The sequence below is a fragment of the Stenotrophomonas sp. genome (assembly GCF_050737575.1).
Classification (GTDB): domain Bacteria; phylum Pseudomonadota; class Gammaproteobacteria; order Xanthomonadales; family Xanthomonadaceae; genus Stenotrophomonas.
In genome coordinates, this window is the sequence record NZ_JBOHXW010000002.1 from 596,109 (window position 1) to 613,396 (window position 17,288).

General features: G+C 64.5%; 16 protein-coding genes. 3 read left to right on the plus strand and 13 right to left on the minus strand.

The genetic code is table 11. From position 1 onward, the window contains the following. Positions 1-56: 56 nt before the first annotated feature. From ACREP4_RS05990 to ACREP4_RS06000, 3 genes are read right to left on the minus strand one after another with little or no spacing between them, the layout of a single operon-like run. Positions 57-1,487 carry an efflux transporter outer membrane subunit gene (locus tag ACREP4_RS05990; protein ID WP_431595239.1) on the minus strand — a complete coding sequence of 477 codons (1,431 nt, stop codon included), beginning with the start codon at positions 1,485-1,487 and terminating at the stop codon, positions 57-59. Positions 1,488-1,495: 8 nt separating this feature from the next. Beyond that, complete coding sequence (locus ACREP4_RS05995) at positions 1,496-3,448, minus strand: MacB family efflux pump subunit (RefSeq protein ID WP_431595240.1); 1,953 nt, start codon at positions 3,446-3,448, stop codon at positions 1,496-1,498. Next, a complete protein-coding gene (locus ACREP4_RS06000) occupies positions 3,445-4,791 on the minus strand; it encodes an efflux RND transporter periplasmic adaptor subunit (protein WP_431595241.1) in 1,347 nt (448 codons plus the stop codon). The genes ACREP4_RS05995 and ACREP4_RS06000 overlap by 4 nt, the downstream gene beginning before the upstream one ends. A 222-nt stretch (positions 4,792-5,013) precedes the next feature. Between ACREP4_RS06000 and ACREP4_RS06005 the strand changes: the two genes are divergently transcribed. The 3 genes from ACREP4_RS06005 to ACREP4_RS06015 all read left to right on the plus strand — a co-directional run bounded on the left by ACREP4_RS06005 (position 5,014) and on the right by ACREP4_RS06015 (position 8,065). Continuing rightward, positions 5,014-5,724, plus strand: coding sequence for a response regulator (locus ACREP4_RS06005; protein ID WP_431595331.1), 711 nt, complete (start codon positions 5,014-5,016; stop codon positions 5,722-5,724). After that, positions 5,721-7,148 carry an ATP-binding protein gene (locus ACREP4_RS06010; protein WP_431595242.1) on the plus strand — a complete coding sequence of 476 codons (1,428 nt, stop codon included), beginning with the start codon at positions 5,721-5,723 and terminating at the stop codon, positions 7,146-7,148. Before ACREP4_RS06005 ends, ACREP4_RS06010 begins: the two co-directional genes overlap by 4 nt. 179 nt (positions 7,149-7,327) lie before the next feature. Then, positions 7,328-8,065: a diguanylate cyclase domain-containing protein gene (locus tag ACREP4_RS06015; RefSeq protein ID WP_431595243.1), complete on the plus strand. Its 738-nt coding sequence runs from the start codon at positions 7,328-7,330 to the stop codon at positions 8,063-8,065. 3 nt (positions 8,066-8,068) lie between these two features. On the opposite strand, the gene rnt is transcribed toward ACREP4_RS06015, so the two are convergent. The 10 genes from rnt to pstS (ACREP4_RS06065) all read right to left on the minus strand — a co-directional run bounded on the left by rnt (position 8,069) and on the right by pstS (ACREP4_RS06065) (position 17,256). Then, entirely contained in the window at positions 8,069-8,713 is a 645-nt protein-coding gene (gene rnt, locus ACREP4_RS06020) for a ribonuclease T (RefSeq protein ID WP_431595244.1), read from the minus strand. Between the two features lie 91 nt (positions 8,714-8,804). Then, positions 8,805-9,548 carry an HvfC family RiPP maturation protein gene (locus ACREP4_RS06025; RefSeq protein WP_431595245.1) on the minus strand — a complete coding sequence of 248 codons (744 nt, stop codon included), beginning with the start codon at positions 9,546-9,548 and terminating at the stop codon, positions 8,805-8,807. Next, positions 9,541-10,419 (minus strand): HvfB family MNIO-type RiPP peptide maturase, encoded by an 879-nt coding sequence (locus ACREP4_RS06030; RefSeq protein ID WP_431595246.1) that lies wholly within the window; start codon positions 10,417-10,419, stop codon positions 9,541-9,543. The genes ACREP4_RS06025 and ACREP4_RS06030 overlap by 8 nt, the downstream gene beginning before the upstream one ends. Further along, on the minus strand, positions 10,403-10,756 hold the full coding sequence (locus ACREP4_RS06035) for an HvfA family oxazolone/thioamide-modified RiPP metallophore (protein ID WP_431595247.1): 354 nt from the start codon (positions 10,754-10,756) through the stop codon (positions 10,403-10,405). The genes ACREP4_RS06030 and ACREP4_RS06035 overlap by 17 nt, the downstream gene beginning before the upstream one ends. A gap of 328 nt (positions 10,757-11,084) precedes the next feature. Continuing rightward, the gene (gene phoU / locus ACREP4_RS06040) at positions 11,085-11,795 is read right to left on the minus strand and encodes a phosphate signaling complex protein PhoU (protein WP_431595248.1); all 711 of its coding nucleotides are present in this window, start codon (positions 11,793-11,795) and stop codon (positions 11,085-11,087) included. Positions 11,796-11,918: 123 nt separating this feature from the next. Next, positions 11,919-12,749 carry a phosphate ABC transporter ATP-binding protein PstB gene (gene pstB, locus ACREP4_RS06045; protein ID WP_431595249.1) on the minus strand — a complete coding sequence of 277 codons (831 nt, stop codon included), beginning with the start codon at positions 12,747-12,749 and terminating at the stop codon, positions 11,919-11,921. Positions 12,750-12,765: 16 nt separating this feature from the next. Continuing rightward, complete coding sequence (gene pstA / locus ACREP4_RS06050; RefSeq protein WP_431595250.1) at positions 12,766-13,644, minus strand: phosphate ABC transporter permease PstA; 879 nt, start codon at positions 13,642-13,644, stop codon at positions 12,766-12,768. Next, a complete protein-coding gene (pstC, locus tag ACREP4_RS06055) occupies positions 13,644-14,615 on the minus strand; it encodes a phosphate ABC transporter permease subunit PstC (RefSeq protein WP_431595251.1) in 972 nt (323 codons plus the stop codon). The genes pstA and pstC overlap by 1 nt, the downstream gene beginning before the upstream one ends. A 152-nt stretch (positions 14,616-14,767) precedes the next feature. Then, positions 14,768-15,856, minus strand: a complete 1,089-nt coding sequence (gene pstS, locus ACREP4_RS06060; protein ID WP_431595252.1) for a phosphate ABC transporter substrate-binding protein PstS — start codon at positions 15,854-15,856, stop codon at positions 14,768-14,770. Between the two features lie 380 nt (positions 15,857-16,236). Continuing rightward, positions 16,237-17,256: a phosphate ABC transporter substrate-binding protein PstS gene (pstS, locus tag ACREP4_RS06065; RefSeq protein ID WP_431595253.1), complete on the minus strand. Its 1,020-nt coding sequence runs from the start codon at positions 17,254-17,256 to the stop codon at positions 16,237-16,239. Positions 17,257-17,288: the final 32 nt, after the last annotated feature.

Genomic DNA, 17,288 nt, shown 5'->3' on the forward strand with positions numbered 1-17,288 from the left:
TTGCTTGCTTTGAAACAACCCTCTCCCCAACCCTTCTCCCGCAAGGGGAGAGGGGCTCAAGTCGCCCCACCACCCAACGCCTTGTACAGGGTCACATCATTCACCAGTTGGCTGCGCTTGACCTGCGCCAACGACAACTCCGCGTTGCGGCGCGTCTGCTCCGCTTCCAGCCAGGTGCGCAGATCGGTCGCGCCGGCGCGGTAACGCACTTCGTACAGACGCGCGATCTCCACCGCCTCCTCATACGACGCCAGCGCCGCTGCAACCTGCTCGGTCAATCGCGTGCGTGCCGACAGTGCGTTGTCCACTTCCGACAGCGCGGTGTACAACGTTTTGCGGAAATCATTGGCGGCGATCTGATACGAGAGATCAGCTGAGTCGATATCCAGCTGCATCTGCCGGAATTTCAAAAACGGCAGGCTCAATCCGGCGCCCAGCGTCGCTACCGGATTACTCAACACATCGCCCAATGATGGACTGGAGCTACCGACACTGCCGCTCAAACTCAGGCTCGGGTAGTAGCTGGTGGCGGTGACCTTGATGCTGGCCAGCGACTGCCGCAGGCGCAGTTCGGCCGCACGCAAGTCGGGGCGGCGGGCCAGCAGTTCGGCCGGCAGACCTTCGGCGATTTCCGGGCTGTGGGCGACGTCGAGATTCTGCGGTTCGTCGGCCTGCGGCCACGGTTGACCGTCGAGCAGCACGGTCAGTGCATTGCGGGTTTCCACGCGTTGCTGTTGCAGCTGCGCTTGTGACGCGCGCTGGCTCTCGATGTTCTGCCGGGCCTGGCGCACTTCCAGTCGCGATACCGCGCCGGCATCGAACTGGGTCTGCACCAGCGAAGCCGTGCGTTCCAGGCGTTCCAGGTTGGCCTGGCCGGTGGCAATGGCCTGGTTGAGATACCCGAGCTGCCAATACAACTCGGTGCTCTGGCCGATCAGGCTCAGCGTGGTGCTCTGCAGATCCTGCGCGGTGGCCTGTGCTTCCCAGCGGGCGATATCGCGTTGGCCGCGAAGCTTGCCCCACAAGTCCAGCTCCCAACCGAGCGACACGTTGGCGCTGTGGTTGCGTGACCAGTCGTCGCTGCTGTCGATGCTGCGGCTGCCGTTGGCGCTTGCCGAGCCCGTGGCTTGCGGCCACAGATCCAGCCCGGCCAAACCGGCCTGTGCGCGTGCACGCTCCAGCTTCAGCCCGGCCGAGGCCATGTCGGTGTTGCTGTCGAGCACGCGCTCGATCAGTTGATCCAGACGCGGGTCGGCGAAGCCCTGCCACCACGTATCCGCGCGAACGTCGGCCGGCGGCGCGGTGAGGTTGCGCTCGATGTCCTGCACCGGGGCATTGGCGGCGGCATCGCCACGACCGTACTGCGCAGCGACCGGCAGGTGTGCGGCCGGATCGGCGCTGGGCGTGGTGGCGCAACCGACCAATAGCGCGGTCAGTGCGGCGGGCAGCAGCAGGGGGCGATAGGTCTGTTTTGGGGAACGGATCATGGTCTTCTTCATTCGCGGGCCAATGCCTCCACGGGGTCGAGCTGTGCGGCATTGCGGGCCGGCAGGAAACCAAACGCCACACCGATCAAGGTCGAGCAGGCGAAGGCGGCGATGATCGAGCTGGTGGAGAACAACAAGGTGAAGCTGGCGCCAAAGGTTTTGAATGCCCAGCCAATCGACAGCGCCAGCACGATGCCGAGGATGCCGCCGAGCAGGCACACCAGCACCGCTTCGATCAGGAACTGCTGGCGGATATCACTCTGCCGCGCACCCACGGCCATGCGCACGCCGATTTCGCGGGTACGCTCGGTCACCGACACGAGCATGATGTTCATCACGCCGATGCCGCCGACCACCAAGGCGATGGCAGCAATCGCACCGATCAGCAGGGTCATCGTCTTGGTGGTGGACTCGATGGTCTCGCGGATTTCAGCGGTGTTGGAGAGGAAGAAATCCTCGGTGCCGTGGCGCAGTGTCAGCAACTTGGTGATGGCCGATTGCGCCGCGTCCATCGGCGTGTCGTCGGCCACGCGCACGGTGATGCCGCTGATGTAACTCTGCCCGAGCATGCGCGACATCACCGTGGTGTAGGGCGCCCACACGGCCAGATTGGTGCTGCCACCAAAGCCCATCGATTGACGCTTGGCCACGCCGATCACCCGCGCCGGCACGTTGCCCAGCAATACCACCTGACCGATCGGGTCATCACTGCCGAATAGCTGCGTGCGCGTGTTTTCGTCGATCAACACCACCTGCGCCAGCCCCTTCACTTCGCTTTCGTCGAAGTAGCGGCCCGACACCAGCGTCATGCCCTTGACCCGGAAATACTGCGAGCCGATGCCACTGACCTGCGCCGAGGCCGCCTTGTTGCCGACGCGTGCGGTGACCGAACTGGACACGCTGGGCGTGGCGCTGTCGATGTAGCTCTGCGCAGCAAGCGCATCGGCGTCGCTGGCCTTGAGCGTCTGCACGCGGCCCGAGCGCATGTCACCGAAGCCACGGCCGGGGTAGACGTCGATGGTGTTGGTGCCGAGCGCGGAGATGTTCTGCAGAATCTGCTGCTGCGAGCCATTGCCCATCGCCACCACCGACACTACCGAGGCGATGCCGATGATGATGCCGAGCATGGTCAGGAAGGTGCGCAGGCGGTGCGCGTTCATCGCCAGCAGTGCCATGCGGAACGCTTCGAGGAAACGATCACGCGCCGCCTGGAAGGCGCTGCCGCCGGTCTTTACCGGAGCAGCGCGCTGCTGCTTCTGCAGTGGCGGCACTTTGTCGTTATGGCGGTCGTCGATGATCACGCCATCGCGGATCTCGATGATGCGCTGCGCGTGTTCGGCGACATGCATGTCGTGGGTGACGATGATGATGGTGTGGCCTTCGGCATGCAGCTCGCCGAGGATCTTCATCACTTCCTCGCCCGATGCACTGTCCAGCGCACCGGTGGGTTCGTCGGCCAGGATCACCTCGCCACCGTTCATCAGCGCACGCGCGATCGACACGCGCTGTTGCTGGCCGCCGGACAACTGCCCGGGCTTGTGGCCCATGCGGTCGGACAAGCCCAAACGCGCCAGCAAGGCTTCGGCGCGGGTACGGCGCGCATCGGACGGCGTGCCGGCGTAGATCGCCGGTACTTCCACATTGCCGCGCGCGTCCAGATCACCCAGCAGGTGATAGCGCTGGAAGATGAAGCCGAAGTGCTCGCGGCGCAGCTCGGCCAGTTCGTCGGGCTGCATGTTGCCTGTCTCGCGGCCGGCTACTGTGTAGGAGCCGACGGTCGGCCGGTCCAGACAGCCGAGGATGTTCATCAGCGTGGACTTGCCCGAGCCGGACTGGCCGACGATCGCCACCATTTCACCGGCGTGGATGTCGAGATTGACGTCCTTCAGCACGGCGATGGTTTCTTCGCCGGCCGGGAACTCACGACGCAGTTCGCGCAGTTGCAGCAGCGGTTGGCTCATCGACGCGGCCCGCCCATCATCGGACTCATCGGGTTGCGCTGGCTGCTGCGTGCGCTGGCCTTGTCGGCGGCGCTTACTTCGCCCACGACCACCAACTCGCCTTCGTTCAGGCCTTCAAGCACTTCGACGTTGGAACCGTTGTTCAGGCCGACCTTGATCCGGCGCGGCTCCGGCTGCCCGTCCTTGTTGACCACGCGCACCATGTAGCTGTTGCTCTTGGCCAACGCGGCGGCATCGGGTTGACGACGTTGCTGGCGCTGACCTTCCTGCTTGCTGCGTGCGGCACGCGGCTCGCCGTTGGCGTTGCCTGCACCGGCGCGCGGGCCGCCGCCTTCGGGAACTTTGGGGCCGAGCGCGACGGTGGGGATCAGCAGCGCATCCGTTGCCTGCGCCAACAGCACCGACACCTGCGCGGTCATGTCGATGCGCAGCGTGCCGTCCGGGTTTTCCACGTCAAACAGCGCGTTGTAGTACACCGCCGTGCTGGAGCTGGACGACGACGAACTGCTGGAGCTGGTGCTGTCGGTACTGATCGACGCTGGCGCCGGGTTCACCGTGCGCAATTTGGCTTCGTACTTGTGGTCGGGATTGCCGAGGATGGTGAAGTACACCGGCATGCCCGGCTTGACCTTGACCACATCGGCCTCGGAGATCTCCGCATTGACCGTGACCAGGTCCAGCCGCGCCAGCTTGACGATGGTCGGCGCCGATTGGTTGGCGTTCACGGTGCGGCCTTCTTCGGCGACCACGGCAACCACGGTGCCGTCGATGGGCGCGGTGATGCGGGTGTAGCCAAGGTTGGCCTGGGCGGTGCCCAGTTCGGTTTCGCGCTGGCGGATCTGTGCATCCAGGGCGCGGATCTGCGCGCGGGTGCTGGCCAGGTTGGCCTCGGCCGATTCGTATTCCGAACGCGAGGTGGCTTCGGCGGCCAGCATGTCTTTCTGGCGGATGAAAGCCAGCTCCGATTCCTTCAGCGAGGCGGTCTGCACCGCACGCTGGGCACGGATGTTCTCCAGCGCGGCCTGCGCGTTCTTCAGGCTGTTTTCCTGGGTAACCGAATCAATCTCGGCGATCAGATCGCCTTGTTTGACCACGTCCCCCAGTTGCACCGTCAACAGTTTGATCTGGCCGGACGCCTGCGCGCCGACGCTGACCAGCTTGTAGGCATCGATCACGCCGGTGGCATCGACGGTCTGTTCCAGGTTGCCGCGCGTGACCGGCGAGGTGGCCATCGAAGGCGCAGCGGGTTTGCGCATGGCCCAGGCCGCGCCCCCGGCCAGCAGGACGACGATGGCGGTGGCAAGCAGCAGGCGATTGCGTCGGGAGGAGGGCAGCAGCTTCACGATGGTGGGGCACTCATGGCGGGCCGCGGACCGCGGCGTCGATGCCAGTGTGGCCAGCCGGTGATGGCGGCTCAATGCTCGCCGTGTGTCGTTTTGTGTCGGGTATGCGCTCGCGTGTATCCGCATGTATCGGGCATGCGCGCCGATACACAGCGATACATGCGCGATCACACGGATTCATCCGCTAGCATGGATCATTGCACCATGACGGACGTACAAACCATGCACCGCTTGTTGGTGGTAGACGACGACAGCGACATCCGCAGCCTGCTGGCCGAACAGTTGGGGCGGGCCGGCTATGCCGTGAGCACCGCGGGTGATGGCAGTCAGATGCGGCAGGTGTTGGCGCGCGAGCATATCGACCTGATCGTGCTCGACCTCAACCTGCCGCGCGAAGACGGGCTGTCGCTGTGCCGCGAAATCCGCGCGCGCTCCAGCACGCCGGTCATCATGCTGACCGCGCGCAGCGAGCCGATTGATCGCGTGCTCGGGCTGGAAATGGGCGCCGACGATTACCTGGCCAAACCGTTCGAGCCGCGGGAGTTGTTGGCACGCATCCGCAACGTGCTGCGCCGGACCGAAGCCTTGCCGGCCAACATGGAACCGCTGGCAATGCGCCGCGCGGCATTCTCCAGCTGGGTGTTCGATCTGGAACACCGTCATCTGATTGATCCGGCTGGGCGCGTGGTGATGCTGTCGGGCGCCGAATTTCGATTGCTGCGGGTGTTCGTCGCGCATGCCAACAAAGTGTTGTCGCGCGAGCAGTTGGTGGCGTTGAGCACCGGCCGCAATTATGAAGCGCAGGACCGCGCCATCGATCTGCAGGTCAGCCGCCTGCGGCAGAAGCTGGGCGATGGCGGCGGCAGCGATGGCTTGATCAAGACGGTGCGCAACGAAGGCTATGTGTTCGCCAGTGCGGTGACGTTGGAATGAAGCGGTTGCGCCAGTTTCTGTCGTCGATGGCAGGCCGGCTGTTCGTCATCCTGCTGGTCGGCATGATGGTGGCGGCGATCGGCGCGACCTTGCTGGCCGAATCGCGCCGGCAGCAGGAATTCGAGCGGCAGAATCTGGCGCGGATCGCCGACCGCCTGCAGGGCTTCGTCAATTTGATCGACGGCAATCCGGAGCTGCGCACGCGCTTGTTGGCCGTCGGCAGCCCCAGCGTGCGTGAAGTGAAGGGCGAGTTCCGCATCGGCGACAACGACGAAGCGTTGATGGAAGTGCTGGCCGCACGCGGCGGCGTGGTCGCCAATGCGCGGGTGCGCGCGAGCAGCTTCCGCGCGTGCCTGCCGCCGTTGCCCGAGTTTTTGCCGCCATCTGACAAAGGCCCGCGCACGCGGCATGCGCACGGGCGCGAACGCGAACGCAATCCGTCGTTCACGCCACCGCGTTGTCGCGTGGTGGAACTGAACTTGAGCGACGGCACGCCGTTGCGGCTGGCGCTGGAATACCCGGCGGTAGTGCGGCGCACGGCGTCGGCGTTCGATCCGTGGTTCCTGTCGCTGTTGGTACTGGCGATCGGCGTGCTGGCCTATGTGGTGGCACGCATCGCCAGCTCGCCATTGCAGCGGCTGGCCACGCACGCCACGCAGTTGGGCCAGGACCTGCAACGCGAGCCGCTGCCGGTCACCGGCCCGCTGGAAGTGCAGCGGGCGGCGCAGGCGTTCAACGCCATGCAGCAGCGCCTGCAACGGCACCTCGGCGAACGCACGCAGATGCTGGCGGCCATCACCCACGATCTGCAGACGCCGCTGACGCGGTTGCGGTTGCGCTTGGAGAACGTCGCCGACGAACCGTTGCGCGAGCGCCTGGTCGGTGATCTGGCAGCGATGCAGGCGTTGATCCGCGAAGGATTGGAACTGGCCCGCAGCGCTGAAAGCGCCGAACAGCGCGCCGCGCTGGATCTGGATTCATTGCTGGAAAGCGTGGTCGAAGACGCTGCCGAGTCCGGCCACGATGCGGTGCTGGAGCAGGGCTGCGGTGCGGTGATGATGTTGCGACCGCTGGCGATGCGCCGCTTGTTCTCCAACCTGGTCGACAACGCAGTGAAGTACGGCCACCGCGTGCAGGTCAGCGCCAGTCATCACGGCGACGCAGTGGAAGTGCGGGTGCGCGATACCGGGCCGGGGCTCGCGGCGGACGAGCTGGAAGCGGTGTTCACGCCGTTCCTGCGGCTGGAGACCTCGCGCTCCCGCGAAACCGGTGGCGCAGGGCTGGGCCTGACCATCGCCCGCGCCTTGGCGGAGAAGGACGGCGCCACGCTGGTGCTGCGCAACCATCCCGACGGTGGGCTGGAAGCGGTGGTGCGTTGGGAGAGCCCGCAATGGGCGCCCGGCCAGCGTGATCGGAGCGCCTGAAACCCGCCGAACCTTTGCTAGTATCGGGCCAACTCAGGGGGCTCTGAACGATGGCAACGACTGCGATTCCGGCGGTGCGAACCGGTGTGGCTTTGGGGGGCGGTGCGGGCTTGGCGAAGGTGGCGTGGGGCATGGCCTTGTGCGGCCTGATTTCAGCACCCGCAACGGCGCAAACGCCGATGTCACAGACCGTAATTTCCGCAATGACGTTGTCGCCCGGCCTGCTCGGCGCGGTGTGCGGACTGTTGCTGATTGGCGTGGTGCTATGCGCTTGCCAGTTGCACCGTCAGCGCGGCCAGCTGCGCAGCTTGCAGCAGCAGGTACAGCAAGCCGGACACAGTGCCGCGCAGTTGCAGGCGGTCGAGCAGGAAAAGACTGCGCTGGAACAGCGCCTGCGCGAACAGGCCGAGACGTTCGCGCAGTTGGCGCATGAAGACGATCTCAGCGGCCTGCCCAATCGACGTGCATTCGACGATGCGCTGGTGCGCGAGATGGCCTCGGCGCGGCGTGAAGGCCGCCAGCTGAGTCTGGCGGTGATGAGCATCGATCACCTGAAGCAGATCAACAACACCTGGTCGCGCGCGGCTGGCGATCTGGTGTTGTGCGAAGTGGGCGAGCTGCTGCGCAGCAGCCTGCGTGCGTCGGACATGGCCGCGCGGCTGGGCAACAAGGAATTCGCGGTGTTGCTGACCAATACCTCGCTGGCCGAGGCCGAGCGTGTCTGTCAGCGGCTGCAGCGTTTGTTCGGCCAGTACGGCGAATGGGGCGGCCGCAGCGAAGGCGACATCGCGGTGACGTTCAGCGCGGGGGTGGTGCAGCTGGGCGGCGATCAGGCGCCGGTGCTGTTCTATCAGCGGGCAAAGCAGGCACTGGCGCAGGCCAAGCAGGACGGGCGCGCCCGCACCTGCGTGGCGTAAGCCTTATGCCAGCGGTGAGGTTGGCCAGGCGTTGACGATTTTGCAGAACAGGCGCGCGGTCTGCTCGGTGTCGTACACCGCGCTGTGCGCCTCGCTGGCATCCCACGGGAAACCGGCCGCCTGCACCGCGCGTGCCAGCACCGTCTGGCCGTAAGCCACACCGGCCAGCGTGACCGTATCGAACACGCTGAAAGGATGGAACGGATTGCGCTTGTGGCCGCTGCGGTTCACCGTGGCATTGACGAAATTCAGGTCGAAATGCGCGTTGTGGCCCACCAGAATCGCGCGCTGGCAGTTGTACTTCTTCATCGCCGCGCGCACCGGCGCGAACACATGTTCCAGCGCCTCGCGCTCGGGCTTGGCCAGGCGGAACGGATGGTCGAGCACGATGCCGGTCACTTCCAGCGACTTGGGGTCGATTTCGGTGCCGTCGGCGGGAATGACGTGCGCGCTGGCGGTCTGGCCGGGATACAGCAGGCCGTTCTCGTCCATCTCAACCGGCACCGCCGCGATCTCCAGCAGCGCGTGGCGGGTGCAGTCAAAGCCACCGGTTTCCACGTCCACCACCACCGGCAAAAAGCCGCGAAAACGTTGCGCCATGGGCGTGAAAGAGGGGCGCGGGACGGGCGCTTCAGCGGGTTCGTTCATCGCAATAGGGTAGCAGAGCGACGTTGAAGGGCTGTGTTCCGGGGCAAGGCCGGACGGCCGGTTGTTGCCGCCCTGGGCGGTATCGCTGGCGTTACTTGCTTCCCAGCAGACAGCCGCGCACCTGCAATTGCTGCAGCATCGCCGCGCCCTTGGCGATGAACGCCGGGTCGGCCGCAACCCCGGCTTCCACCGCCAAGGCCTGCAGTTGCTGGCTTCCGCTGAGCTCGGGCTCCTGCTCCAGCCGTTCCAGCAACCGATACAGCAGCGGCGACAGTTCGGAGAAGGCGATGCTGCCGTCTGCCTGGCGGCGCGCCAGCAAGAGGGTCGGTTGCGCTGGCATCTGCAGCGGCTGATGTTCCGGGCCGATCCGGTGCACCGGCCATTGATAGGCCAGCGCTCGGCACCACGGTGATACCACCGGCCTGCCGTCGAGCAGATCGCCATTCGGGTCGTGCGCTGGCAGCGGCGCGTCGTTGACCTGCAGGGCCAGCTCAATCCACTCGTAATGGGCCAGTTCCAACAACCAGGGCGCATCGGCGTCGGCCGGCGCGGCGTCAAGGAAGTGGATGAACTCCTGGCCGATCTCAGTGAACAAGGGCGTATGCGCGCGGTGGTCGCGGCAGAACGCGCGCACCTGTGTCAGCCAGCGCGCCGGCCCGAGCGTGCGTTTGATCACCGGGAAATTGGCGGCCAACAGGCTTTGCAGATTGTTGAAGTACAACTCGCGGTAGACCTGCATCCGCGCGTCGGGAATGTGGCCGGGCGCGGCATTGTGCTGCGGGTCGCGCAGGTGCGCGGCGAAACGTGTCTGCAGCTGCAGCAGGGACTCAGCCATGTGCGGCAACCAACGCTGCATTCGCCGATTGCTGCAGCCTGCGGATGTGTGCCACTTCGTCCAATAGCTCGGCCAGCGGCGGGAAGTTGAAGTCACGTTCCAACAAGGTAGGGCGCACGCCATGCAGCACGTGGGCTGCAGAGAGCAGCGACCAGACATCGTCCTTGACCGGCATGCCATGCGTGTCGATTTTCAGATCATCGGCTTCGTCGTGATGACCGGCGATGTGATAACTGGAGATGCGCCTGGAAGGCAGTTTTTCCAGAAATTCGCGTGCGTCGTAGCGGTGATTGATGGCGTTGACGTAGACGTTGTTGACGTCCAGCAACAGGTCGCAATCGGCTTCGTCCAACACCGCGTTGATGAAGCTGGCTTCGTCCATGTCGGCCGCGGGCAGCGCGTAGTACGAGGCGTTTTCGACTGCGATGCGACGACCGAGGATGTCCTGCGTCTGGCGGATGCGCGCGGCCACGTAATGCACGGTTTCTTCGGTGAAGGGCAGGGGCAGCAGTTCGTACAGATGACCGTCGTCGCTGCACCAGCTCAGGTGCTCGCTGTATAGCGCGACGCGGTGCTGGTCGAGGAACTGGCGCGTGCGCTGCAGGAAATCCACGTCCAGCGGCGAGGGGCCGCCCAACGACAGCGACAGGCCGTGGCAGGTGAGCGGGTGGCGCGCCGACAGTTCGCTCAGGGCGTCGCCCAGCTTGCCTCCGACGCCGACCCAGTTGTCCGGCGCGCATTCGAGGAAATCGAATGCGCCGTCCGGTGCGGAGTGCAATGCATCCAGCAACGAGCGGCGTAGACCAAGGCCCGCGCTCGCCGGTGCAGGCAAGCGCGGGCGGTCGTCGGTCGGGTTAGTGGTTACCGCCACACTTGCCCTCACCACACTTGCCTTCGGCGTGGGACTTGGCCGCGCCGGCTGCGGTATCGGCTGCCTTGGCGTCGTCGGTCTTGGCCGGTTCGTGCTTGTGGTCGCTGCCGCATTTGCCTTCGCCACACTTGCCCTCGGCCTTCTGCTTGGCGTCGGCATTGGTGGTTTGAGTGGCGTCGGTCGCGGCCTGCGTTTCAGCGGTGGGCGGGGTCTGTGCGCTGGCGCCCAGCGCATAGCCCTGGGCGAGGTCGGTCATTGCGAAGGCCGGTGCGGCCATACCGCCGATCAGCGCGGCGCCAATGGCCAGGGAAACGGGTTTGCGAATGCGGATGGTCATGGTGTCTAGCTCCGGAACAGAAAGGGGCCGGGGGGAGGCGCGAGCTTAGCAAGTGGTGCTGTCGGAAGTCGTGGTTTTGGATGACCGTGGTGACGGGAGTGAGTAACCGCAACCCTCTCTGCGCGGGCGCCAGGGAGGGAGCAGAGGCCTGCCTGCGCGGAGGGGTGAGCGTTGTTCTTCGTCCCCTCCCTTGCGCCTGGCGCAGGGGAGGGGTGGGGAGGGGTAGCTTTTCAGCCTGCAGCATTCCCTGAAAAGGAAACAGGCCCGTTCGGGCCTGTTTCTTTACCATCTCCCGGCAACCCGGAAGGCACTGTCGCGATACCGCGTATCAGGTGTGATCGAGCGTGCTGGTTTCGTCGCGCTTCTCGCGCGGCGGCAGCGGTTCTTCGCCCTTGACCAGGAACCAGACGTTCTCGGCGATGTTGGTGGCGTGGTCGCCAATGCGCTCCAGGTTCTTGGCCATGAACAGCAGGTGCGTGCATGGGGTGATGTTGCGCGGGTCTTCCATCATGTAGGTAAGCAGCTCGCGGAACAGCGCGGTGTATTGCGCGTCCAGACGGGCGTCGTCTTCGCGCAGTTTGAGGGCGGCATCAACATCGTTGTTGCGGTACGCCTCCATCGCGGCGCGCACCTGGATGGCGGCCAGCCGGCCCAGTGCCCGCAGGCCCTGGATCTGCGGCAACGGCGGCACCGACACCAATGCGATGGAACGCTTGGCGACATTGGCGGCGTAGTCACCAATGCGTTCGATGTCGGCGGGGATGCGCAGGCCTGCGAGAATCTCGCGCAGGTCGCGGGCCATCGGCCCACGCAGCGCCAGGCGCATCACGTCGTGGCTGATCTGCTGCTCAAGTTGGTCGATGGCGTCGTCGTTGGCGACGATGCGCTGGGCGGCCTTCTCGTCGCGGCGTTCGATCACATCCAGCGCCGCTTCCAGCTGGGCGACGGACATCTCGCCCATGCGCAGGATTTCGGCCACCAGACGCTGCTGCTCGTCGTCGTAGCTCTTGACGATGTGGTCGTTGGGGAGATTGTTCATGTTGAGCGCCGGCAATGGAGGATGGGGAACAACGCAGCGTGAGGGCGGGGCAATGAGGACGGGTGGTATGACAGGTGGCGGGACGTTTTTTTTCCCGATTCCCTGTTCCCGCATTCCCTGCGCTTAACCGAAACGACCGGTGATGTAATCCTCGGTCTGCTGCTTGGATGGGTTGGAGAAGATCACTTCGGTGCGGTCGTGTTCGATCAGGTCGCCCAGGTACATGAAGGCGGTGTAGTCGGACACGCGCGCGGCCTGCTGCATGTTGTGGGTGACGATGGCGATGGTGTAATCGTTCTTCAGTTCTTCGACCAGCTGCTCGATGCGGCTGGTGGAGATCGGATCCAGCGCCGACGTCGGCTCGTCCAGCAGCAGCACGTCCGGGCGCAATGCCACGGCGCGGGCGATGCACAGGCGTTGCTGCTGGCCACCGGAAAGACCCAGCGCGCTCTGATTGAGCTTGTCCTTCACTTCATCCCACAGCGCGCCCTGGCGCAGCGCCTGTTCCACACGCACGATCATCTCGGCCTTGGACAGTTTTTCGTGGTGACGGATGCCATATGCCACGTTCTCGAAGATGGTCATCGGGAACGGCACCGGCTTCTGGAACACCATGCCCACCTTGGAGCGCAGGCGGTTCATCGGATACTTCGGCGAGAGAATGTTCTCGCCATCCAGCAGCACTTCACCGCGCGCTTCCAGCTTCGGGTACAGCGCGTAGATGCGGTTGAAGATGCGCAGCAGGGTGGACTTGCCGCAGCCGGAGGGGCCGATCAACGCGGTCACGCGCTTTTCGGGGATATCCAGGTTGATGCTCTTGAGCGCATGGAACTTGTCGTAGTAGAAGTCCAGTCCGCGTGCCGCAAGTTTGACCGGGGCCGGCGCCTGCAAGCCTTGTTGCGAGGCGGGCACGCTGATGCGCTGCATCGGCACGGCATTGGTGAGGTCGTTCATGGGATGGTCCATGGGATCAGTCGTTTGAGATTCGGTTGCGCAGCAGCAGGCCGCGCGCGGAGAGGCTTACCAGCAGTACGAACACGGTCAGCACGAGTGCGCCGGCCCAAGCCAGTACCTGCCACGATTCGTAGGGGCTGCCGGCGTATTGGTTCATCACCACCGGCACCGAGGCCATCGGCTGCATCACGTTGCTGTTCCAGTACTGGTTGCCGAAGGCGGTGAACAGCAGCGGCGCGGTTTCGCCGGAGATGCGGGCCAGGGCGAGCAGGATGCCGGTGACGATGCCGGCCATCGCACTGCGGTACAGCACCTGCATGATCACTTTCCACTGCGGCACGCCGAGTGCCAACGCCGCTTCGCGCATCTGCACCGGCACCAGTCGCAGCATTTCGTCGGTGGTGCGGATCACTACCGGCAGCACGATGAAAGCCAGTGACAGGGCACCGGCGAATGCCGAGAACTGACCGCCGGTCTGCATCACATACAGCGTGTAGACGAACAGACCCAGCACGATCGACGGCGCCGAGAGCAGGATGTCGTTGACGAAGCGCACCACCGTGCCGGCCTTGCGGGCATTGCCGTACTCGGCCAGCCAGGTGCCGGCAGCCACGCCCAGCGGTGTGCCAATGGCGATGGCCAGTGCGCACATCACCGCACTGCCGAAGAAGGCGTTGAGCAAACCGCCTTCCTGCATCGGCGGCGGCGTCATTTTGGTGAACAGGTTGATGTTGATGCCGGGCAGACCCTTGGACAGCAGCGTCCACAGAATCCAACCGAGGAAGACCAGGCCGAACAAGGCGGTTGCGCAGCCCATGAACAGGGCAACGGCATTGACGATGCGGCGGCGCAGGTACAGCGCGTCGGAAGACTTCATCGAGACGGCGGTGGACATCAGTTGCCCTCCTTGCGGGACAGACGCATCAGCATCAGGCGGGCGATGGCCAGCACGACGAAGGTGACGATGAACAACACGAAGCCGAGCAGCAGCAGTGCCGAACGATAGGTTTCAGTGGCTTCGCCGAAGTCGTTGGCGATCAGCGCGGCGATGGTGGTGCCCGGCTCCAGCAGTGACGGCGTCAAACGAACGCTGTTGCCGATCACGAAGGCCACTGCCATCGTTTCGCCGAGTGCACGGCCCAGGCCCAGGAACACGCCACCGATCACTGCCGAGCGCGTGTACGGCAGCACGATGTCCCAGCTCACTTCCCATTTGGTGGAGCCCAGCGCATAGGCCGATTCCTTCAAGCGGGTTGGCACGGTGAGGAACACCTCACGCATCACCGAAGAAATAAACGGGATGACCATGATGGCCAGCACAAAGCCGGCGGTGAGCATGCCGATGCCCAGCGGCGGGCCCTGGAACAACACGCCGATCACCGGCAGCGTGCCCAGGTGATCGTTGAGAAACGGGGTGACGTATTCGGTCATCACCGGCACCAGCACGAACAGGCCCCACATGCCGTAGATGATCGAGGGAATACCTGCCAGCAATTCGATGGCGGTGCCGACCGGGCCACGCAACCAGCGCGGCGCAACTTCGGTGAGGAAGAAGGCGATGCCGAAGCTGACCGGTACACCGATCACCATCGCGATGAGTGCGGTAACGATGGTGCCGTAGATGGGCGCGAGCGCACCAAATTTGTTCTCGACCGGATTCCAGTCAGAGGAATAGAAAAAGCTCAGTCCCTGCTCCTGCAGGGCATGGCGGCCACCCCAGAGCATGGAGAACGCAGCACTGGCCAGCGCGACCAGCACAAAGATCACGGTGGCGATCAGGAACCAGCGGAACAGCCGGTCGTTGCGGGCGTCGCGCAGATCACGCGAAGTGGGCGAAGAAGCTAGGGACGGTGCAATGGCATTCATGGCAGCGGCAGGGGCCCAGGAGGATGCGGTGAAATATCAGTCCCTCGTTGGAGGGGTAGCCGTTGTTCGCGCTTTTGTTCGTCATCCCCGCCTGCGCGGGGATGACGCAATGACAAAGGCGGATGCGCCAGCGGCGCACCCGCGTCATAGCGTTACTTGAATTCAGCAGCCCAGTACGCCTCGATCTGCGTGACCAACTCGGCCGGCAGCGGCACGTAGTGCAGTTCGTTGGCCTGCGTCTGGCCGTTCTCGAATGCCCACTTGAAGAAGGCGCGGGTGTCGGCGCTGCGCTTGGCGTCCTTCGGCTGCTTGTGCATCAGCATGAAGTTGGTGGCGGTGATCGGCCACGCGTTGGCACCCGGAGCGTTGGTGATGACGAGGTTGAAGTCCTTGGCGTTGGCCCAGTCGGCGCTGGCAGCTGCGGCGGCGAAGGTTTCGGCGGTCGGCTGCACCCAGCTGCCGGCGGCGTTCTGCATCGAGGCGTACGGCATGCTGTTCTGCAGGGCGTAGGCCAGTTCGACGTAACCAATCGAACCCTTGATCTGTTGCACGTACGAAGCAACGCCTTCATTGCCCTTGCCGCCGACGCCGTCCGGCCACTGCACCGAGGTGCCTTCGCCGACCTTGTCCTTCCACTCGCCGCTCACCTTGGACAGGTAGTTGGAGAAGTTGAAGGTGGTGCCCGAGCCGTCGGAGCGGTGCACCAGGGTGATCTTGGTATCGGGCAGTGCCACGCCCGGATTGGCATCGGTGATGGCCTTGTCGTTCCAGGTCTTGATCTTGCCCAGGAAGATGTCAGCCAGCAGAGTGCCGCTCAGGCGCAACTGGCCCGGCTGCAGGCCTTCCAGGTTCACCACCGGCACCACGCCGCCGATGGCCGACGGGAACTGACCCAGGCCAGCCTGCGCCAACTCTTCGGTGGAAAGCGGCTTGTCCGAGGAACCAAAGTCCACGGTGCCAGCCTTGATCTGGGCGATGCCGCCGCCCGAACCGATGGACTGGTAGTTGATCTTGGCGCCGGTGGCAGCGTTGTAGTCGGCCGACCACTTGGACACCAGCGGGAAGATGAAGGAAGCGCCGGCGCCGGAGATTTCAGCGGTCAGCTTGTCACCGGCGGCGGGCGCGCCGGCAGCGGCATTTTCCGGATTGGTTGCAGCCTGGTTGCCAGTGCCGCCGCAGGCCGACAGGCCCAGGGCAATGGCCAGGGAAAGGGCGGCAAGACCGGTCGTGTGCAACTTCATGGGTCACTCCATAGCGGGGAAAATGCCGGCAGGGCCAGCGGATGAGGCTATGAAATGATGTTTTTGTTACAGCTTGATTACATCGTCAAAAAAATCTGAAAAAGCTCACAGAATCAATGGCCATCGGGTAGGCGGTTGGCGGGCCTGAAGGCCGGAATGTCGCCCGCAGGTCGGGACTTTCCCGGGAATGCCTGTAGTGCCCGAGCCATGCTCGGCAACGGGCCTCCCCGGTAAAGCTTCAGCCGAGCATGGCTCGGCTCCACGGGGTTTCAGGAATTGTTGGTTTCGCGGTTTACGCAGCTCCCAAAAAAACAAAAAAGGCGCGGATCACGTGATCCGCGCCTGAGACGACGAGGGAGAGGGCCTCGGCGTTTCTACACTCAGTACGACAGGTTCTGCTGCCAGTAGGTTTCGATCTGGCGGACCAACGGATCGGGCAGCGGCACGTAGTCCAGCTGACGGGCCTGCGCGTCACCGTTGGCGTAGATCCAGCGGAAGTATTCGAGTGTCGACTTGGCACCTTCGGCGGTCTTGGGCTGCTTGCGCATCAGGATGAAGTTGGTGGCGGTGATCGGCCAGGCCTGTTCACCCGGGGCATTGGTCATCACCAGGTAGAAATCACGTGCGTTGGCCCAATCGGCGCTGGCAGCGGCGGCCGAGAAGCTCTCGTCACGCGGCTGGATGAAGTTGCCGGCGGCATTCTTCATGCGCGAGAACGTCAGGCGGTTCTGCAGTGCGTAGGAAAACTCGACGTAACCGATCGAGCCCTTGATCTGCTTGACGTATGCGGCCACGCCTTCGTTGCCCTTGCCGCCAATGCCGACCGGCCACTGGACGCTGGTGCCTTCGCCGACGCTGGTCTTCCAGTCGTTGTTGACCTTGGACAGGAAGTTGACGAAGTTGAAGGTGGTGCCCGAACCGTCGGAGCGGTGCACGACGGTGATCTTGGTGTCCGGCAGCGCCAGGCCAGCATTGAGCGCGACGATGGCCGGGTCATTCCACTTGGTGATCTTGCCCAGGAAGATGTTGGCCAGGGTCGGGCCGTCCAGCTTCATCGCACCGGCTTCGACGCCAGCCACATTGAGCACCGGCACCACGCCGCCGATCACCGATGGGAACTGCACCAGACCGGAGGCAGCGAGTTCTTCGGGGCGCAGCGGCGCGTCGGAGGAACCGAAGTCCACGGTGTTGGCCTTGATCTGGGCGATACCGCCACCCGAACCGATGGACTGGTAGTTCACCCGCTTGCCGGTGGCGGTGTTGTAGTCGGCCGACCACTTGGACATGACCGGGTAGATGAACGAAGCGCCGGCGCCGGTGACGTCGGAGGCGTTGGCAGCGAACACGGACGACGCGGCGAGGATGGCAACGGCGGCGCGCGACTTGATGGCGTGGATCACGAAAGGCTCCTGAGAGTAGAGGTGCGGTGGTT